Origin of the sequence: Agromyces zhanjiangensis (genome assembly GCF_040496055.1) — a bacterium.
In the GTDB taxonomy this organism is placed as follows: domain Bacteria; phylum Actinomycetota; class Actinomycetes; order Actinomycetales; family Microbacteriaceae; genus Agromyces; species Agromyces zhanjiangensis.
On record NZ_JBEPKB010000001.1, the window covers coordinates 482,592 to 498,369 of the forward strand.

A 15,778-nucleotide genomic window follows, 5' to 3' on the forward strand; every position below is an offset into this window, starting at 1 on the left:
CACCCGGGCTGCGGCGCCGGCCCGCCTGCGGACGGCGGCTCAGCGCTCGCCCGCGGCCTCCGCGGGCGCTTCGGCCGACGCCTCGAGCGAGCGGATCAGGCTGCGCGAGTCCCACGGGCCGATGTGACGTCGGCCGTTGACGAAGAAGGTCGGCGTGGAGTGCAGGTCCATGAGCTCGGCGTCGATCTGGTCGTCCTCGACGCGCCGCACGACCGCCGGCGATCGCAGGTCCTCGAGGAACCTCGGCACGTCGAGGCCGAGCTCCTCCGCGTACCGGCAGAGATCGTCGGCCTCGAGCGCGTCCTGGTGCTGGAAGAGCGTGCGCGACATGTCGAGGAACCGTCCCTGCAGCGCGGCCGCCTCGTACGCCTGGGCCGCGAGCTTGGCGTGCTGGTGCACCCCCTCGAGCGGCAGGTGCCGCCAGACCCAGCACACGTCGTCGCCGAACCGCTTGATCACCTGGTCGATCGAGCCCGTGGCACGGCTGCAGAACGGGCACTCGAAGTCACCGTATTCGACGATCTGGTGCGGGGCGTCGGGTCGGCCGCGGTAGTGGTCGCGCTCGGGGTCGAACGGCCGGGCGAGTACCTTGCCGACCGCCTTCGGCGGGTCGAGGCGATCCGCGATCGCGAAGATCGCCCACCCGAGGCCGAACGCGATGAGCGATGCCGTGAGCACGCCGACGCGACCGTGGTCCTGCGCCTCCCCGTCGGCGAGCGCGATCCCCACGATGAACAGCGAGATCGTGAACCCGATGCCCGACAGCGCGGCGCCGCCCGCGATCCGCGGCATCCCGAGTCCCGGCGCGAGCTTGCCCATCCCGGTCGCTCGCACGATGGCGGTCGCCGCGGTGATGCCGACGAACTTGCCCACGACGAGGCCCGCGATGATGGCCCACGTGAGCGGCGACGTGAAGGCCGCCGCGAGCGTCTCGGCGTCGAGGTGGACGCCGGCGTTCGCGAGCGCGAAGATCGGCAGCACGAGGAAGGCGATGTAGGGCCCCCACTCGGCCTGGAGCCGGTCGTTGATCGAGAGCGACTCGCGGAGGCTCCGGTTCACGGCGGCGGCGTACTGGGCGCTCGGCGACTCGCGGAACGCCCTCGTGAGCTCGGCGGTCCGTTCGACCTCGGTCCTCCGCGGCGGGAACACCGGGATGAGGAGCGCCACGGCGACGCCCGCGAGGGTCGGGTGGATGCCGGCCATCGCGATCGCGACCCAGAGCCCGACGCCGAGCACGCCGTACGCGAGGCCGCGCCCGGCCCGCAGGTACCTGACGAGCGCGATCGCCACCATGAGCACGGCGGCGACGGCGAGCGGCACGAGGTCGAGCCCGGTGTTGTAGAAGATGCCGATCGCGAGCAGCGCGCCGACATCGTCGACGACGGCGAGGGTGAGGAGGAAGGTGCGGAGCCGGGCGGGGAACGGCGGGCCGATGATCGCGAGGGCCCCCAGGAGGAACGCCGTGTCGGTCGAGATCACGACGCCCCACGCGCTGAGCTCGCCCGTCGGCAGCGCGATGACGACGAAGAGCAGCGCGGGGATCACGAGGCCCGCGACGGCGGCGACGATCGGCACGATCGCTCGCGAGCGGTCGTTGAGCTCGCCGATCGTGAACTCCCGCTTCACCTCGAGGCCCACGACGAAGAAGAACAGGGTCATGAGCCCGTCGTTCACGACGTCGTGCAGGGTGGCGTGCAGCTGCCAGCCGCCGAGGCCGATCTCGAGCTCGGTCTCCCAGAACGCCTCGTAGGTCCACCCCCACGGCGAGTTCGCCCAGAGGATCGCGAGCACCGTGCCGGTGAGCAGCAGCGCGGCCGCCGACCGGTCGCTCGATCCGCGGCGCAGACGGACCTTGCGACGGGCGGCGCTCGTCGTGGTGTCGGCCGCGGGGGCTGGCGCACTCATGCGCCAATGCTAGGGGCGGATGCCGCGAACGCGGGAGAACCCGGCGACACCGGCCTCCGACCCCGTTCGGGGGCCGACGGGTCGCTCGGGTCTCAGATGAAGAGCGTCGTCCCCGACTTCTCCGCCTCTCCGAGGAAGGTCGCGACGCCGCCGAACTCGATGTCCTCCATCAGGTCGGACTCGGCGATGCCGAGGAGGTCCATCGTCATGGTGCACGCGATGAGCCGGGCACCGCCCTCGCGTGCGGCGCTCATGAGCTCGGGCACCGATTGCACGTCGTGCTCCTTCATCACGTGCTTGATCATCGCCGGGCCCGCACCCGCCATGTTCATCTGCGAGAGCGGCAGCCGGTCCGGCCCCGAGGGCATCATCATGCCCATCATCCGCTCGAGCGCGCCGTGGTCGCGCTTCGGCGCGTGCTCGCGCCGCAGCGCGTTCAGACCCCAGAACGTGAAGAACATCGAGACCTGCTGTCCCATCGCGAGGGCGCCGTTGGCGATGATGAACGCGGCGAGCATCTTGTCGAGGTCGCCCGAGAACACGACGAACGACGTCTGGTTCCGCCGCTCGACGGCGGCGGTGGTCCCGGATGCCGCGGCGCCGCCCTTGCGGAACGCCGCGACGTAGCCCGGACCGTCGGGCGTCATCGACAGCAGCTCGTGCCCGTGGCTCGCCGCCCAGGCGGGCCCGTCGCTGACGAACCCGGGGTCGGAGACGCGCACGACGACCTCGTCGCCCACGGCGAGGTCGCCCATCGTCGCGGAGAGCCGCATGATCGGGCCGGGGCACGCGAGCCCGGTGCAGTCGAGGTCGACCGACTTCCCCGTGCCCTTCGTCGCCGCGATCAGGTCGACCGCCTCGGCGTAGGCGATCTCGGGCGGCGGCGCGACGGTCGACGCGGGCTCGACCTCGTGCCGGAAGCGGAACGTGTTCGACCCGCCCGACAGCGTCGCGACGTCCGTGAAGCCGCGCTGCACGAGCAGCCGGTACGCGAGGTAGCTGCGGAAGCCGACCGCGCAGTACAGGCGGACCGGCACCGAGCGGTCCCACTCCGCGCTCGCCGCGCGCAGCGTCGCGAGCGGCACGTTCTCGGCGCCCGGGATGTGCCAGATCCCGAACTCCTCGGGGGTGCGCACGTCGACGAGCCGCGCCCCCTCGACCCCGGCAGGCCAGTCGCTCGCGTACCAGAGCACGAGGTCGCCCCGCAGCACGTTGCCCGCGACGAAGCCCGCCATGTTGACGGGGTCCTTGGCCGACCCGAACGGCGGCGCGTAGGCGAGCTCGAGCTCTTCGAGGTCGTGCACGGTTCCGCCGAGCCGGACCACCGTGGCGAGCACGTCGAGCCGCTTGTCGACCCCGTCGAACCCGGCGACCTGCGCGCCGAGGATGCGCCCCTCGACCGGCGAGAACAGCAGCTTGAGGTGCATCTGCGCGGTGCCCGGGTAGTAGCCCGCGTGGCCGGACGGGTGGATGTGCACGGCGCGGTACTCGATTCCCTCGGCCACGAGCTGCCGCTCCGTCGCACCGGTGCCGCCCGCGACCATGTCGAAGACCTTGACGATCGACGTGCCCTGCGTCGAGCGGTACTCGGTGTCGCGCCCGCACATGTTCTCCGCGGCGACGCGCGCCTCGCGGTTCGCGGGCCCGGCGAGCGGGGTGATCCACGACCCGGGGAGGACCGTGTGCGGGGTCTCGACGGCGTCGCCCGCCGCCCAGATCGACGGGTCCGACGTGCGCATGTGCGTGTCGACGCGGATGCCGCCGCGCGGCCCGAGCTCGAGGCCGGCATCCGCGGCCAGCCCCACGTTCGGCCGGACACCGGCCGACAGGATCACCAGGTCGGCGTCGACGAACCGGGTGTTCGTCAGCTCGACCGTGAGCCCGCCGCCGCGGCGCTCCGAGAACGCCGCGGCGCCCGTCGAGAGGAAGAGCTCGACGCCGCGGCTGCGCAGGTGCTGCTCGACGGGCACCGAGACCTCCTTGTCGAGCGGCGGCAGGATCTGGTCGGCGAGCTCGACGATCGTCACCGAGGCGCCGCGGTGCTGGAGGTTCTCGGCCATCTCCACGCCGATGTAGCCGGCGCCGATGACGACCGCCTTCACCGGCGTGCGCGATCGGCCCGGTGCGGATGCCGCGGCCGCGAGCGCCTCGTCGAGCTGCGCCTTGATCTCGTCCATGTCGGCGACGTTGCGCAGCACGTGCACGCCGGGCAGGTCGATCCCGGGCAGCGGTGGCCGGAGCGGATCGGCGCCCGGGCAGAGCGCGAGCCGGTCGTAGGACTCGACGTACTCGCGACCGGACGCGGTCTCGCGCACGGTGACGGTCTTCGCCGCGCGATCGAGCGCGACGACCTCGGCGCCGACGCGCACGTCGATCGCGAGCGACTCGTGCAGGCTCTCGGGCGTCTGGAGCAGCAGGCGGCTGCGATCGGTGATGACCTCGCCGATGTGGTAGGGCAGGCCGCAGTTCGCGAACGAGACGTAGTCGCCCCGCTCGAGCACGACGATCTCGGCGAACTCGTCGAGGCGGCGTGCGCGCGCTGCGACGGACGCCCCGCCGGCCACCCCTCCGACCACGACGATCTTCATGCTGCGCTCCATCCGCTCGGGGCCGGCGATGCGTGCCGGCCGTCGCGCCCGATGGTAGGCGGCCGACTCGGCCGTCGGCCGGGTCATCGGTCCCGCGACGAAGGAGTCGGTCGCCGACGCTCCCTTCCGCAGGAGCACGCGCGGGGAGTACCGTGACGTTCGGGCGGAGCGGCGGGCGCCGACCGTCCGGGGGGACGCGATCATGGCGCGGAATCTGGTGCTCTGCCTGGACGGGACGGCCGGCCAAGTGCGGGGCGATGCCGACTCGAACTGCGTGCGGGTGTACGAGCTGCTCGACCTCTCGGACGAGACCGCGCAGGTCGCGTACTACGACCCCGGCGTCGGCACGTTCGCTTCGCCGGGCGCCTGGACCCCGCTGGCGCGCGGACTCTCCCGACTCGGCGGGCTGGTCTACGGGGCGGGGATGCGGCAGAACCTCGGCGAGGCGTACGCGTGGCTCATGCGGACGTGGCAGCCCGGCGACCGGATCTTCGTGTTCGGGTTCAGCCGCGGCGCGTTCACCGCGCGTGCGCTGACGGGGATGCTCCGCCTCGTCGGGCTCATGCGCCCGGGCTCGGAGAACCAGCTCCAGTACGCGGTCGCGAAGTACGCCCGCCGCGGCGGAGAGCGGCGGATCCCGTGGGACGAGATCCACCGCTTCTCACGCCTGTTCGCACAGCAGGTCGACGGCCGGAGCACGATCCCGATCGAGTACCTCGGGCTGTGGGACACGGTGAAGGCGCTCGGCGTGGTGCGCATCGCTCCCGACTGGCCGTACACGAGGCAGCTGCCGAACGCCCTCCACATCCGGCACGCCATCTCGATCGACGAGCGGCGTCGCCCGTTCCGCGAGTACGAGGTGCGCACCAAGGCCCCCGAGACGCTCGAGGAGGCGTGGTTCGCGGGCATCCACTCCGACGTCGGCGGCACGTTCGCCGACGACCCGAAGCTCTCCACCATCGCGCTGAAGTGGGTGCTCGAGGGCGCGGTCGACCGTGGCCTGAAGCTCGACGCGAAGCGCACCGCGAAGGCGTTCGAGGGGTTCTCCGGCGCGCACGCGGCCGGTGCCGCGCACCGGAACGGAGCGGCGTGGAGCCTGCTGGTGCCGCGTCGGCGACCGATCCCCCCGGGTGTCCGGGTGCACGCGAGCGTGCGCGAGCGGATGTCGGCGACGGACTACCGGCCGCGACTGCCCGCCGACGCGACGTGGGTCGACGACGACTGGACGACCCTGCGGATCCGCTGACCCGTCGATCGCGCGCCGGGTCAGGGGATCCGGAAGCGCACCTCGCTCCAGAGCCCGTCCGGGGCGGCGTGGAAGTCGAGGTCGTCGTCCCCCCGGGCGCCCGCCTCCGGATCGTCCGCGCGGATCACGTGCGCGCCGCTCTCGTGCAGCGCCTCGAGGATCTCCGACTTCGGGATGTTGTCCTGCCATGCCTTCACCGTGCCGACGGGAACCATGGCCACTCCGCCGGCGCGGACGAGCTCGCGCGCGACCGGCTTCGGCGTCGCGTTGTGCGAGCCGTGGTGCCCGACCTTGTAGAACGCGGCGCCGGTCACGAGCGCCCTCGACTCCGGGGCGTCGAGCACGTGCTCCCACGCGCCCTGCTGCGAGTCGCCCACGAAGACGAACCGGGTTCCGCGGACGTCGAGCACGAAGAAGAGGCTGGTGTTGTTCACCGAGCGTTCGAGGACGGATGCTGCGCGCAGCAGCGCCTCCTCGTCGAGCGCGAGCTGCCCGAGGCGCATGGCGTTCCGCGCTCGCACCAGCTGGATCGGGACCCTGGCGGAGACCTCGTCGCGCGGCACCTCGTACATGCGGTCGAAGATGTCGTCGTCCTCCTCGCGACCGAGTTCGGCGGCCGCCTCCTCGAGCCAGTGCACGGCGGCGGGCGGGTCCATCCGCTTGAGCTCCTGGGGGTCGCGACTCGGCCCGAGCACGTGCACCACGGCACCGTCGACGGGCAGCTCGACGCGGTTGGCCGCCGCGTCGCGCTTCGGCAGGAACCGGACCTGGTGGTGCTCGACACCCCCCTTGAACCCGCCGTCGACCAGTCGCCTCGCCGCCGCGAGGTTCGGACCGGAGTTCACGGCGAAGTCCAGCGCGAGCGCCATCGAACGTCCGAGCGATTCGACCGGCCGCCCGCCGGCGGCCTGCTCCACGAGTCCCTGCAGGGCGGTCGCCGCGACGGAGAGCCCCTGGCGGAGGCCGATCGCGTCGGAGTCGTGCTCGTCCTCGACGAACGGCACCCACACCTCGCCGACGTCGACCGCTTCCCAGGCGTCGTCGGCGAACCCCGACACGTGGTCGGAGTGGCGGTGGGTCGCCACGACGACGTCGAGCCGCGGCGTCCCGTCGTCGCTCTCGGCCGTGAGCTGGGCGATAACGGCGTCGACCACGTCGCCGATCTTCCGCGGCACGTCGCCGACGCGGGCGCGGCCGTGGCTGTGCACGCCGCAGTCGACGAGCATCCGCCAGGTCGCGTCGTCGTCGGCGACGGTGACCAGGAAGCAGTCGCCGAAGCCGGGGTTGTACATCCGGATGGTGACGGTCGCCGCGGACATGGCTCAGTCCTCCTCGGGTGCGTGCAGGCTCGCGAACGTCAGCCGTCCGACCGCGGGCTGGTCGAGCCAGATCGCGAGCGGGTCGCCGTCCTCGACCTCCTCGAACCAGTCGTGGATCTCCTCGAGCCGCGCGACGCCGGCAGCGTGCTGATGGCGGCCGTGCGTCCGGAGCGGTTCCGGCAGCTTCGCGAGCTCGGCCGGGCGCGTGTACGGCAGCGGCTTCGGCACGAGCCAGGCGACGCGACCGTCGACGTTCGCGATCACCGTGCAGGCCGCGTGGAGGCGGGTCCGGGTGTCCCGGTCGGGTCCCGACTCGAGGTCCTCGCGCCGCTGCACGATCTGGATGAAGATCCTCGGGTGCGGCTGGCCGTCGCCGCCGCTCTGGAACCCGACGTGCATGCCGAGGACCCGGATCCGTCCCGCGCGGGGGTCGAGGCCGAGTTCGACGGCGTGCGCCTTCGCCCAATTCACCGTCTGCGCGTACACCGCCCTCGAGCGCTCCTTGGCGGCGTTGCCGGCCGCGGTGACCGAGGACGCCGCGGGGTCAAGCTTGATCGTCGAGTCGAGGATCAGCTGCCCGAGGTCGACCGTCGCGTCGCCCGTCGTGAGGTTCAGCGGGATGGTCGGACGGCGCCAGAGCAGCGCCTGGTCGGCGAGCGAGACGACGCCGGGCGGGAAGATGCCGCGGCGTCGCAGCGCCTCGACGAGGTGGCCGCGGAGGTGGATCCGGTCGTCGGGGAACAGGTCGCGGTCGGCCGTGATGATGGCGCGCACGACGTCGCCGAAGGTGACGTCGACCGCCGGCAGGTAGTCGAATCCGCGGACCACCATGCCGAGGATCCGGTCGGCGTTCTTCACGGCCTCGCCGGCGATGCGGCGGACGAGGTCGGGCGAGAGCTCGCCGTCGGAGAGCACGCCCGAGCCCCCCGTGGCGAGCCGGCGGAGGTCCGCGATCCGCGATCGGTAGGTCGCGAGGTACGCGTCGAACACGGCGGCCACGAAGATCGCGCCGCGGCGATGCGGCTCGCGCGCCGCCTGGAAGTCCCCCGGGTCGGGCGCCGACCCGACCGCCGAGCGCAGCGGCCCGCCGCGGCCGGTCGACCGGCCGAACTCGTCGGCCAGCGAGAGCAGCGCCGTGGCGTCGGAGAGCTCGCTGCGCGAGCCGGCCACGAAGTCCTCGACGATGTCGGTGAAGAGGAAGTGGTGGAACAGGGCGACGAGGTCGGCGAACGCCTCGTGGAACGCGAACACGTCGGAGTTCGTCGCGATCGTGAAGAGCGGCCGCATCCGGTGCACGATGGCGTGGGTGACCTCGTGGGCGATGATGTCGACCGAGAGGCAGGTGAACATCAGCTGGTGCGGCAGGCTCGCCTGCGTGTCGGTGTCGTCGGCACGGTAGTAGCCGAACAGCACGGCGCGCCGATCGGGATCGAAGTACGCGTTACGTCCGTAGAAGGCGTGCGGCACGAGCCGGAGCCGGTCGTCGCCGCGCCAGCGGAAGCGACGACCGGTGAACCGCTCGAACCGCTCGATGACGCTCATCGTGATCGCGTAGACGATCTGCTGGTGCGACCGCGGGTCGCTCTCCGACGGTCGCAGCCCCTCCTGGGCCAGCACCGGCGGGTCGTCGAGGTCGACGGGGTGGTACCAGCGGCGTCGGGTGGCGTCGTAGTCGACCACCTGGACGAGCTCGCCCTCCGGGCCGGGCCTGAGGCCGATCTCGAACGGGATGTCGACCGTGAGGAACTGGCCGCTGAGCCGCGAGCTCATCGGATCGAACGCGAACGCGCGCAGGAGGCGGCGATCGGGTGCCTGGACGGCGGGCACGTTGTGGTTGGAGAGCATCGCAGGCCTCCTCGACAAGGCTGGAACGCATGATGCTGCCGTGCAGTGCCGAACCTAGCGACCCTCGAACCGCCCGGCAACAGGGACGACCCTGAGGGCTAGCATCGAACGGTCATGACGAATCCAGCACCGGCGTCCGCGCCGCTGATGTCGCACAGGCAGATCCTCTTCGTGATCTTCGGCCTGATGGCGGGCATGTTCCTCTCGGCCCTCGACCAGACGGTCGTCGGCACCGCGATCCGCACCATCGGCGACGACCTGAACGGGCTCAGCCAGCAGGCGTGGGTGACCACCGCCTACCTGATCCTCTCCACGATCTCGACCCCGATCTACGGCAAGCTCTCCGACATCTTCGGGCGACGCCCGCTGTTCATCGCCGCGATCGTGATCTTCATGGTCGGCTCGCTCCTCGCGACGTTCTCGACCTCGATGCTCGAGCTGGCCGCCTTCCGCGCCATCCAGGGACTCGGGGCCGGCGGCCTGATGTCGATGCCGCTCGCGATCATGGGCGACATGCTCGCGCCCCGCGAACGAGCGAGGTACCAGGGCTACTTCCTCGCCGTGTTCGGGATCTCGAGCCTCATCGGGCCGCTCGTCGGCGGCCTGTTCGCCGGCGCCGAGGAGATCCTCGGGATCGCGGGATGGCGCTGGGTCTTCCTCATCAACGTGCCGATCGGGCTCGTCGCCCTCGCGATCGTCCTGCGATTCCTGCACCTGCCGAAGCACGCCCGGCCCGGCGTCAGGATCGACTGGTGGGGCGCCGCCACGATCATCATCGGGCTCGTGCCGCTCCTCCTCGTCGCCGAGGAGGGCCGGGACTGGGGATGGACCAGCCCGATCGCGATCGCGTGCTACACGGTCGGCGTCGCGGGACTCATCGCCTTCGTGCTCGTCGAGCGCGCCATGGGCGACGACGCGCTGATCCCGCTGAAGCTGTTCCGCTCGAGCACGTTCTCGATGGCGACGGTCATCGGCGTGTTCGTGGGGTTCGGCATGTTCGGCGCGATGCTCACGATTCCGCTCTACCTCCAGCTGGTGTTCGGGTCGACCCCCACCGAGAGCGGATTCCAGATGCTGCCGATGATCCTCGGGCTCATGACCGCGTCGATCCTGAGCGGCCAGATCATCGCGCGCACCGGCCACTACCGGATCTTCCCGATCCTCGGCACGGCCATGCTCGCGGCCGGCTTCCTCGACCTCACGACCCTGGAGTACGACTCGTCGTACTGGGTCATGGCCGGCGCCATGGTGCTCATCGGCCTCGGCCTCGGGCAGCTCATGCAGACGCTCACGATCGCGAGCCAGAACTCGGTCGGACTGCGCGACATGGGCGTGGCCACGAGCGCCTCGACGTTCTTCCGCCAGATCGGCGGCACAGCCGGCACCGCCGTGCTGCTCTCGCTCCTGTTCACGCTCATGCCGTCGAACGTGACGGGGTCGCTCTCCGACGAGGCGACGCTCTCCGACGCCCTCGATGCGGCCCTCGACCCGACGGTCGCCGCGGCGCCCGCGAACGAGGAGATCATGGCCACGATCTACGCGCCGATCGTGGAGCCGATCACCGCGAACCTGCCGCCGCAGGTCGACCTGGCCGACGACGCGGAACGGCAGCAGGTCGTGGAACGGGCGCTCCCCGCGGTGCAGCAGGCGTTCGACGAGGCGCAGTCGGGCGAGGGCGACGAGGCCTCGGTCGGCGGCAGCGCGCTCGACGACACGTCGTTCCTCACGGGCGCCGACCCGCGGTTGGCCAAGCCGTTCCTCGTCGGGTTCAACGAGTCCGCCGTGCAGGTGTACTGGGTCGCGCTCGTCGTCGTGCTCATCGCGTTCGTGCTGTCGCTGTTCTTCCGCACGCCGCCGCTGCGCGCCAAGTCCGCGCTCCAGGAGGCGGCCGACGAGCGGGCGGCAGCGGATGCGGCGGGCGCCTCCGCGCCGACCCGCGCGGCCGGCGCATCCGGTGCTGCGGGGGTCGGCACGGTCTCGGCCGAGGAGGAGGAGCGCGCCGACACGGGCGTGATCGCGACCCTCGCGGCCGAGGAGTTCGGCGCCATGGTCGAGCCGGGGGGCGACCCGAGCCTGCACCGAGGACACGAGTCACGCGACTGAGCCGGCGCCGGCACGCTCGGCTCAGGCGTGGGGCGCCGTCTCGGACACGCCCTCGAGCCGGGCGATCCGCGCCCGCGCGTTCTGCTCGCTCGGCGACACCCGCCCGAACCGGCGCACGCCGATCGCGAGCACCGCGCGGGTGAGCGTGACCGCCGGCCACCACGGCCGCCGCAGTCCGAGGAGACTGCGCTCGCGCGCGTCCAGCGAGGCGACGGCCCCGCCGAAGAGGATCGGGTAGATCCGGCCGACCACGCCGGGCAGGCCCGGGCGGCGGAGGAACCGCACGGCCTCGGCGACGCGCTCGTCGGGCCGGGCGTCGGCGAGGAACCCGTCGAGTTCTGCGCGCAGGCCGGCGAGCGAGGTCGGCGGTTCCCGCACGCCCATGAGCCGGCCCGCCTCCGCCCATTCTCGGACGTACGCGTCGGCGCCGCCCGGGATGGGCCCGCCCCATCGCTCGTGGGCACCGATGAACGCCTCGGTGAACGCGTCGTGCACCCACCGCAGCAGGTCCTCGTCGTTGGCCGCGTAGGCACGGGTCTCGCCGCGCGCATCGACGTACGTCCCGGTCACGCGCTCGTGCAGCCGGGACACCGCGGCGCACGCGGCCGCGGCGGCGCGTCGGTCGCCGAAGGTCGTCGTGGCGACCCAACGCACGGTGCCGTCGAGGCGCCCGAGCGGATCCTCCCGGTAGCGCGAGTGGTCGTGGACGCCCGCCATCGCACCCGGGTGCAGGGTCTGCAGGAGCAGCGCGCGGATGCCCGCGACGAGCGTCGGCAGGGCGCCGTTGACCGCCCACACGGCGCTGCCCGGCCCGAAGAGGCCCGCGTCGTCGCCCTCGGCGAGCGCCAGGGTCCAGGCCGGCGGCTCGTCCCGACGACGACGCACCGGACTCCATCGCGCGTGCCCCGCGCGAGCCCCGGCGCCGTCGCGCCCGCCCTCGGCCATGCTTCCGACGCTAGGCGCTCGCGCCGCGGAGGCACCTGCGGATTCGCTGCGAAAGGCCCTACTGTCGAACCGACTGACCGGCGAACCGGCACGCGGCGGAGGGAGCACGATGGGCGACTCCGTGCTGCTCGTCGCCGGACTGCTCGCGCTCATCGGCGGCGCAGAGCTGCTCGTGCGCAACGGCACGCGGCTCGCCGCGCGGCTCGGCATCTCTCCGATGGTCATCGGCGTGACCGTCGTCTCGATCGGCACGAGCGCACCCGAACTCGCGATCGGCATCGACGCGGCCCTGCAGGGCAGCGGCTCGCTCGCGCTCGGCAACATCGTCGGCACGAACACGCTGAACGTGCTGCTCATCCTCGGCATCGCCGCGCTCATCAGGCCACTCACGCTGCGCTCGCACGCGATCCGGCTCGACCTGCCGGCGATGGTGGTCGCCGCGGTGACCCTCCTGCTCCTCTGCGCCGACGGCGTCGTCACGCGCTTCGACGGCGCGCTGCTCGTCGTCCTCGGGGTCGTCTACACGGTGGTCATCGTGCGCGCGGCGCATCGGGAAGGCTTGGCCGCCCGCTCCGAGTTCGCGCGCGAGTTCGGCGAGCCGCGGGCCCGTGTGGCGGTGGCCGGTGCCCGGGCCCGAACCGTGCGCGACGCGGTCCTGCTCGTCGCCGGGATCGCCGTCGTCGTCGTCGGCGCCGACTGGCTCGTCGACGGCGCGGTCGCCCTCGCCGCGGGCTTCGGCATCCCGGTCTCGGTGATCGGCCTCACCATCGTCGCGATCGGCACCTCGTCGCCCGAGCTCGTGACCGCGATCGTGGCGACCATCCGGCGCGAGCGCGACATCGCCGTGGGGAACCTGCTCGGCAGCAGCGTGTTCAACATCCTGTTCATCTTCGGCATCACGAGCCTCATCCCGGCCGACGGCATCGGGGTCGACCCGGGGATCCTTGTGATCGACCTGCCCGTCATGGTCGGGGCGACGGTCGCGTGCATCCCGGTCTTCCTCACCGGGCGGCGGATGCAGCGGATCGAGGGCGCCGTGTTCGTCCTCGCCTACCTCGTGTACCTGGCCGGCCTCCTCCTGTTCCGGGCGTGACCGGTCGGCGTGACCGGTCGGCGTGACCGGTCGGCGCGACCGGCGTGGGCCCGGTCTCCACGGTCACGGTGCGGTCACGACCTCCTGCGAGTCAGCCGAGCGGATGACGCGTGCCCGGCCCATCGCGTCTAGCGTGCGGTGCATGGCACGAGGCACGGGTCGGGCAGCCGCACCGGGCGCCGCCGCCGCAGATGCGCCGGGGATGGGCGCGTCCGGCGGCGTCATCCCAGCGGCCGGTGCGCCACCCGCGGAGGCACGCTCGGCCGGCTCCGGCTCAGCGCTCTCGCCCGCGCCGCGGCATCCGTGGTTCTCCGCCGCGCGCCGGATCCTGCTCGTCGCCGCCCTCGCGTTCGTGCTCGGCGGACTCACCTCCTGGGGCCAGCTGGTGCTGCCGCCGGAGACGGCGTCGCTCGCGAACTCGGCCGGCGGTTGGACGATCCCGACCGCGATCCTCGTCCTCTGGCTGGCGCGCGGGTACCCCGAGGCGGCGATCGCGGGCGGCGCGGGCTTCCTGGCGCTGACGCTCGGCTACGCCGTGGCATCCGGATGGCGCGGGATCGCGTTCGACCCGACGACCTGGGCGATCATCGGCGCGTTGGCCGGCCCGGTCATCGGATGCGCCGCGCATTCGCTGCGCCGACGTGGCCTGCAGCTCGCGCTCGGCACGTCGGTGCTCGCCGGCGTGCTGGTCGGCGACGGCGCCTACGGGCTCACGGTCGTCGCCGACACGACGAGTGCGGTGTGGTGGTGGATCGAGATCGCGGCCGGCACGGTCGTGCTGGTCGTCGGCGCGCTGCGCGCGCGCCCGTGGGGCCTCGCACTCGTGGCGGTCACCGGGACCGTGCTCGTGTCGGGACTGTTCTGGTCGGCGTTCGTCCTGCTGCCGATCCTCGTGTTCCGCGGCTGAGCCGTCCGGGTGCGCGTCCTCGGCGATGATGGAGGGCATGACGCACGACGCCGCTCCCGCCCGACCGCGCGTGCTCGGCGCGGTCGTCGACGACGAGACGCGCTGCGTGCACTACCGCACCGAGGTCGACATCGTCGCGATCCGGTTCGCCTGCTGCGGCGAGTACTACCCGTGCCACCTCTGCCATGAGGAGGCCGCAGGGCACCCGGCGCGGCAGTGGCCGCTCGCCGAGCGCGACGCGCGCGCCGTCCTCTGCGGCGCCTGCGGTGCCGAGCTGCCCATCGCGACCTACCTCGGCGTCGAGGCGTGCCCCGCGTGCGGCGCCGCGTTCAACCCGCGCTGCCGGCTGCACACGCACCTGTACTTCGAGACGGAGGGCTGACGGGCGGTGCCGACGACGCCGGACGCCGAACGGCGGACCTAGGCCGCCAGGAAGTCGATCGCCGCGCGCCGGAACTCGCGCGAGCCCGGCGCGTTGAAGTGGTGCCGTCCGGGGATCTCGGCGAACGAGCCGCTCGGCGTCGCCGCGGCGAGCGCGCGCGACTGCTCGATGATCGCGTCCTCGGTGCCGGTGGCGAAGAGGATCGGCTGCGGCGGCGGGTTCGTCGGGTCGGGGTCGGCGTCGCCCGCGCGCATCCCCTCGGCGAGCGCGACGAGTGCGAGCAGGTCGTTGCCGGCGACGCGCTCGGCGAGCGTCACGTAGTTCCGGGTGACCGGATCGTCGACGGGCGTGCGGTGCTCGGCGTACGCCCGGGCCTGCTCGATCTGCATGCGTGCGAGCGGCCGGCCGTCGGGGATGCCGCCGAGCACGGCCCGCTCGATGCGCTGCGGCACCTGCACCGCCGCCTGCCAGCCGACCCGCGCGCCGAGCGAGTACCCCACGTAGCGCACGGCGTCGACGAGGTAGGTGTCGAGGACCGTGACCAGGTCGTCGACGAACGCGTCCATGCCGTAGGCGGATGCCTCGTGGGGCGTGTCGCTCGCGCCGTGTCCGCGCTGGTCGACGCCGAGCACCCGGTAGCCGGCGCGGAGCAGGTCGCGCACCCATCCGGTGCTCACCCAGTTGTCGCGGCAGCTCGACGCGAACCCGTGCACGCAGAGCACGGTCGACGCGTCCTCCTCGCCCCACGAGTAGGTCGCGATGCGGCGGCCCTCCCCCGACATGACGAACTGCGGCGCGGGCATCTCGGTCAGCGAGGGGAACGCGGCATCCATGTCGGCCATTCTGCCGCGCCGGAGGCTCGGGTCGCTGCACTCAGGACGTCGCGGACTCGGCAGGCTCCCCGGGCACCGTCGGCCGCTGGCGATGCTGCCTCGCGTACTCCTGCAGGATCGCCTGGGTGTCGTCGCCTCGACGCATGAACCGGTCGCGGAGCACGCTCGCGAAGTCGTCGATCGCCTCCTCGAGCATCTGGCCGCTGTTGCGGACGGTGCGATCCGACGAGCGCCGTGCGAGCCGGGCCAGGTGCAGCGCGTAGGGCAGCTGAGCGGCGAGGGAGGCCGTCTCCTCCGCCTCGGTGAAGTAGTACGACTCGGCGTTCTGCCACACGTCGACGCGCGACTGCGCGAGGTCGGCGGTGAGCGAGTCGAGCAGTCCGCTCGACGTGGCCGACTCCATGTTGAGGAGGTGACCGGCCGTGTCGGCCCGCCGGATGAGGGCGATGCGGAGCGCGAGCGCGCGTCGACGGCCGAGGTCGGGGTAGAGCTGGAGGAACCACGCGACCGCGGCGGTGAGCAGCGCGAACCCGATGAGGCCCTGGATCGGCGCGAAGATGCGCAGCCACGGGTCGGTCGGGTAGACGTCGCCGAGACCGAGGGTCGACATGC

Annotated in this window: 12 protein-coding genes; 5 read left to right on the forward strand and 7 right to left on the reverse strand. The window is 72.6% G+C overall.

Annotated features, from left to right (window positions below):
- Nucleotides 1-39: 39 nt before the first annotated feature.
- Both nhaA and ABME02_RS02315 read right to left on the reverse strand, forming a co-directional pair.
- Nucleotides 40-1,905 carry a Na+/H+ antiporter NhaA gene (gene nhaA, locus ABME02_RS02310; protein ID WP_353813654.1) on the reverse strand — a complete coding sequence of 622 codons (1,866 nt, stop codon included), beginning with the start codon at nucleotides 1,903-1,905 and terminating at the stop codon, nucleotides 40-42.
- 92 nt (nucleotides 1,906-1,997) lie between these two features.
- Entirely contained in the window at nucleotides 1,998-4,493 is a 2,496-nt protein-coding gene (locus ABME02_RS02315) for an FAD-dependent oxidoreductase (protein WP_353813655.1), read from the reverse strand.
- A 202-nt stretch (nucleotides 4,494-4,695) separates the two neighbouring features.
- Here ABME02_RS02315 and ABME02_RS02320 point away from each other — a divergent pair, with 202 nt between their 5' ends.
- Nucleotides 4,696-5,739: a T6SS phospholipase effector Tle1-like catalytic domain-containing protein gene (locus tag ABME02_RS02320; protein WP_353813656.1), complete on the forward strand. Its 1,044-nt coding sequence runs from the start codon at nucleotides 4,696-4,698 to the stop codon at nucleotides 5,737-5,739.
- 20 nt (nucleotides 5,740-5,759) lie between these two features.
- On the opposite strand, the gene ABME02_RS02325 is transcribed toward ABME02_RS02320, so the two are convergent.
- Both ABME02_RS02325 and ABME02_RS02330 read right to left on the reverse strand, forming a co-directional pair.
- The gene (locus ABME02_RS02325) at nucleotides 5,760-7,058 is read right to left on the reverse strand and encodes a ComEC/Rec2 family competence protein (RefSeq protein WP_353813657.1); all 1,299 of its coding nucleotides are present in this window, start codon (nucleotides 7,056-7,058) and stop codon (nucleotides 5,760-5,762) included.
- A gap of 3 nt (nucleotides 7,059-7,061) precedes the next feature.
- On the reverse strand, nucleotides 7,062-8,903 hold the full coding sequence (locus ABME02_RS02330) for a gluzincin family metallopeptidase (RefSeq protein ID WP_353813658.1): 1,842 nt from the start codon (nucleotides 8,901-8,903) through the stop codon (nucleotides 7,062-7,064).
- Nucleotides 8,904-9,017: 114 nt separating this feature from the next.
- On the opposite strand from ABME02_RS02330, the gene ABME02_RS02335 reads away from it, so the two are divergent.
- On the forward strand, nucleotides 9,018-11,006 hold the full coding sequence (locus tag ABME02_RS02335; RefSeq protein ID WP_353813659.1) for an MDR family MFS transporter: 1,989 nt from the start codon (nucleotides 9,018-9,020) through the stop codon (nucleotides 11,004-11,006).
- 21 nt (nucleotides 11,007-11,027) lie between these two features.
- Here the strand turns inward: ABME02_RS02335 and ABME02_RS02340 are convergent, their stop codons facing one another.
- Complete coding sequence (locus ABME02_RS02340) at nucleotides 11,028-11,951, reverse strand: oxygenase MpaB family protein (RefSeq protein ID WP_353813660.1); 924 nt, start codon at nucleotides 11,949-11,951, stop codon at nucleotides 11,028-11,030.
- 109 nt (nucleotides 11,952-12,060) lie between these two features.
- Here ABME02_RS02340 and ABME02_RS02345 point away from each other — a divergent pair, with 109 nt between their 5' ends.
- From ABME02_RS02345 to ABME02_RS02355, 3 genes are all read left to right on the forward strand, one after another.
- On the forward strand, nucleotides 12,061-13,044 hold the full coding sequence (locus ABME02_RS02345) for a calcium/sodium antiporter (RefSeq protein WP_353813661.1): 984 nt from the start codon (nucleotides 12,061-12,063) through the stop codon (nucleotides 13,042-13,044).
- A gap of 142 nt (nucleotides 13,045-13,186) precedes the next feature.
- Nucleotides 13,187-13,951: a DUF6518 family protein gene (locus ABME02_RS02350; protein WP_353813663.1), complete on the forward strand. Its 765-nt coding sequence runs from the start codon at nucleotides 13,187-13,189 to the stop codon at nucleotides 13,949-13,951.
- 37 nt (nucleotides 13,952-13,988) lie between these two features.
- Nucleotides 13,989-14,333 carry a CHY zinc finger protein gene (locus tag ABME02_RS02355; RefSeq protein ID WP_353813664.1) on the forward strand — a complete coding sequence of 115 codons (345 nt, stop codon included), beginning with the start codon at nucleotides 13,989-13,991 and terminating at the stop codon, nucleotides 14,331-14,333.
- Nucleotides 14,334-14,371: 38 nt separating this feature from the next.
- Here ABME02_RS02355 and ABME02_RS02360 read toward each other — a convergent pair whose 3' ends face one another.
- Together ABME02_RS02360 and ABME02_RS02365 are read right to left on the reverse strand one after the other, a co-directional pair.
- The gene (locus ABME02_RS02360; protein WP_353813666.1) at nucleotides 14,372-15,166 is read right to left on the reverse strand and encodes an alpha/beta fold hydrolase; all 795 of its coding nucleotides are present in this window, start codon (nucleotides 15,164-15,166) and stop codon (nucleotides 14,372-14,374) included.
- 40 nt (nucleotides 15,167-15,206) lie between these two features.
- On the reverse strand, nucleotides 15,207-15,776 hold the full coding sequence (locus ABME02_RS02365; protein WP_353813828.1) for a potassium channel family protein: 570 nt from the start codon (nucleotides 15,774-15,776) through the stop codon (nucleotides 15,207-15,209).
- Nucleotides 15,777-15,778 lie beyond the last annotated feature (2 nt).

Excerpts from the sequence above, each read along its gene's own strand:
- nhaA (WP_353813654.1), bottom strand. The coding sequence starts at position 1,905 with ATGAGTGCGCCAGCCCCCGCGGCCGACACCACGACGAGCGCCGCCCGT.
- ABME02_RS02315 (WP_353813655.1), bottom strand. The coding sequence starts at position 4,493 with ATGAAGATCGTCGTGGTCGGAGGGGTGGCCGGCGGGGCGTCCGTCGCA.
- ABME02_RS02320 (WP_353813656.1), top strand. The coding sequence starts at position 4,696 with ATGGCGCGGAATCTGGTGCTCTGCCTGGACGGGACGGCCGGCCAAGTG.
- ABME02_RS02325 (WP_353813657.1), bottom strand. The coding sequence starts at position 7,058 with ATGTCCGCGGCGACCGTCACCATCCGGATGTACAACCCCGGCTTCGGC.
- ABME02_RS02330 (WP_353813658.1), bottom strand. The coding sequence starts at position 8,903 with ATGCTCTCCAACCACAACGTGCCCGCCGTCCAGGCACCCGATCGCCGC.
- ABME02_RS02335 (WP_353813659.1), top strand. The coding sequence starts at position 9,018 with ATGACGAATCCAGCACCGGCGTCCGCGCCGCTGATGTCGCACAGGCAG.
- ABME02_RS02340 (WP_353813660.1), bottom strand. The coding sequence starts at position 11,951 with ATGGCCGAGGGCGGGCGCGACGGCGCCGGGGCTCGCGCGGGGCACGCG.
- ABME02_RS02345 (WP_353813661.1), top strand. The coding sequence starts at position 12,061 with ATGGGCGACTCCGTGCTGCTCGTCGCCGGACTGCTCGCGCTCATCGGC.
- ABME02_RS02350 (WP_353813663.1), top strand. The coding sequence starts at position 13,187 with ATGGCACGAGGCACGGGTCGGGCAGCCGCACCGGGCGCCGCCGCCGCA.
- ABME02_RS02355 (WP_353813664.1), top strand. The coding sequence starts at position 13,989 with ATGACGCACGACGCCGCTCCCGCCCGACCGCGCGTGCTCGGCGCGGTC.
- ABME02_RS02360 (WP_353813666.1), bottom strand. The coding sequence starts at position 15,166 with ATGGATGCCGCGTTCCCCTCGCTGACCGAGATGCCCGCGCCGCAGTTC.
- ABME02_RS02365 (WP_353813828.1), bottom strand. The coding sequence starts at position 15,776 with ATGTCGACCCTCGGTCTCGGCGACGTCTACCCGACCGACCCGTGGCTG.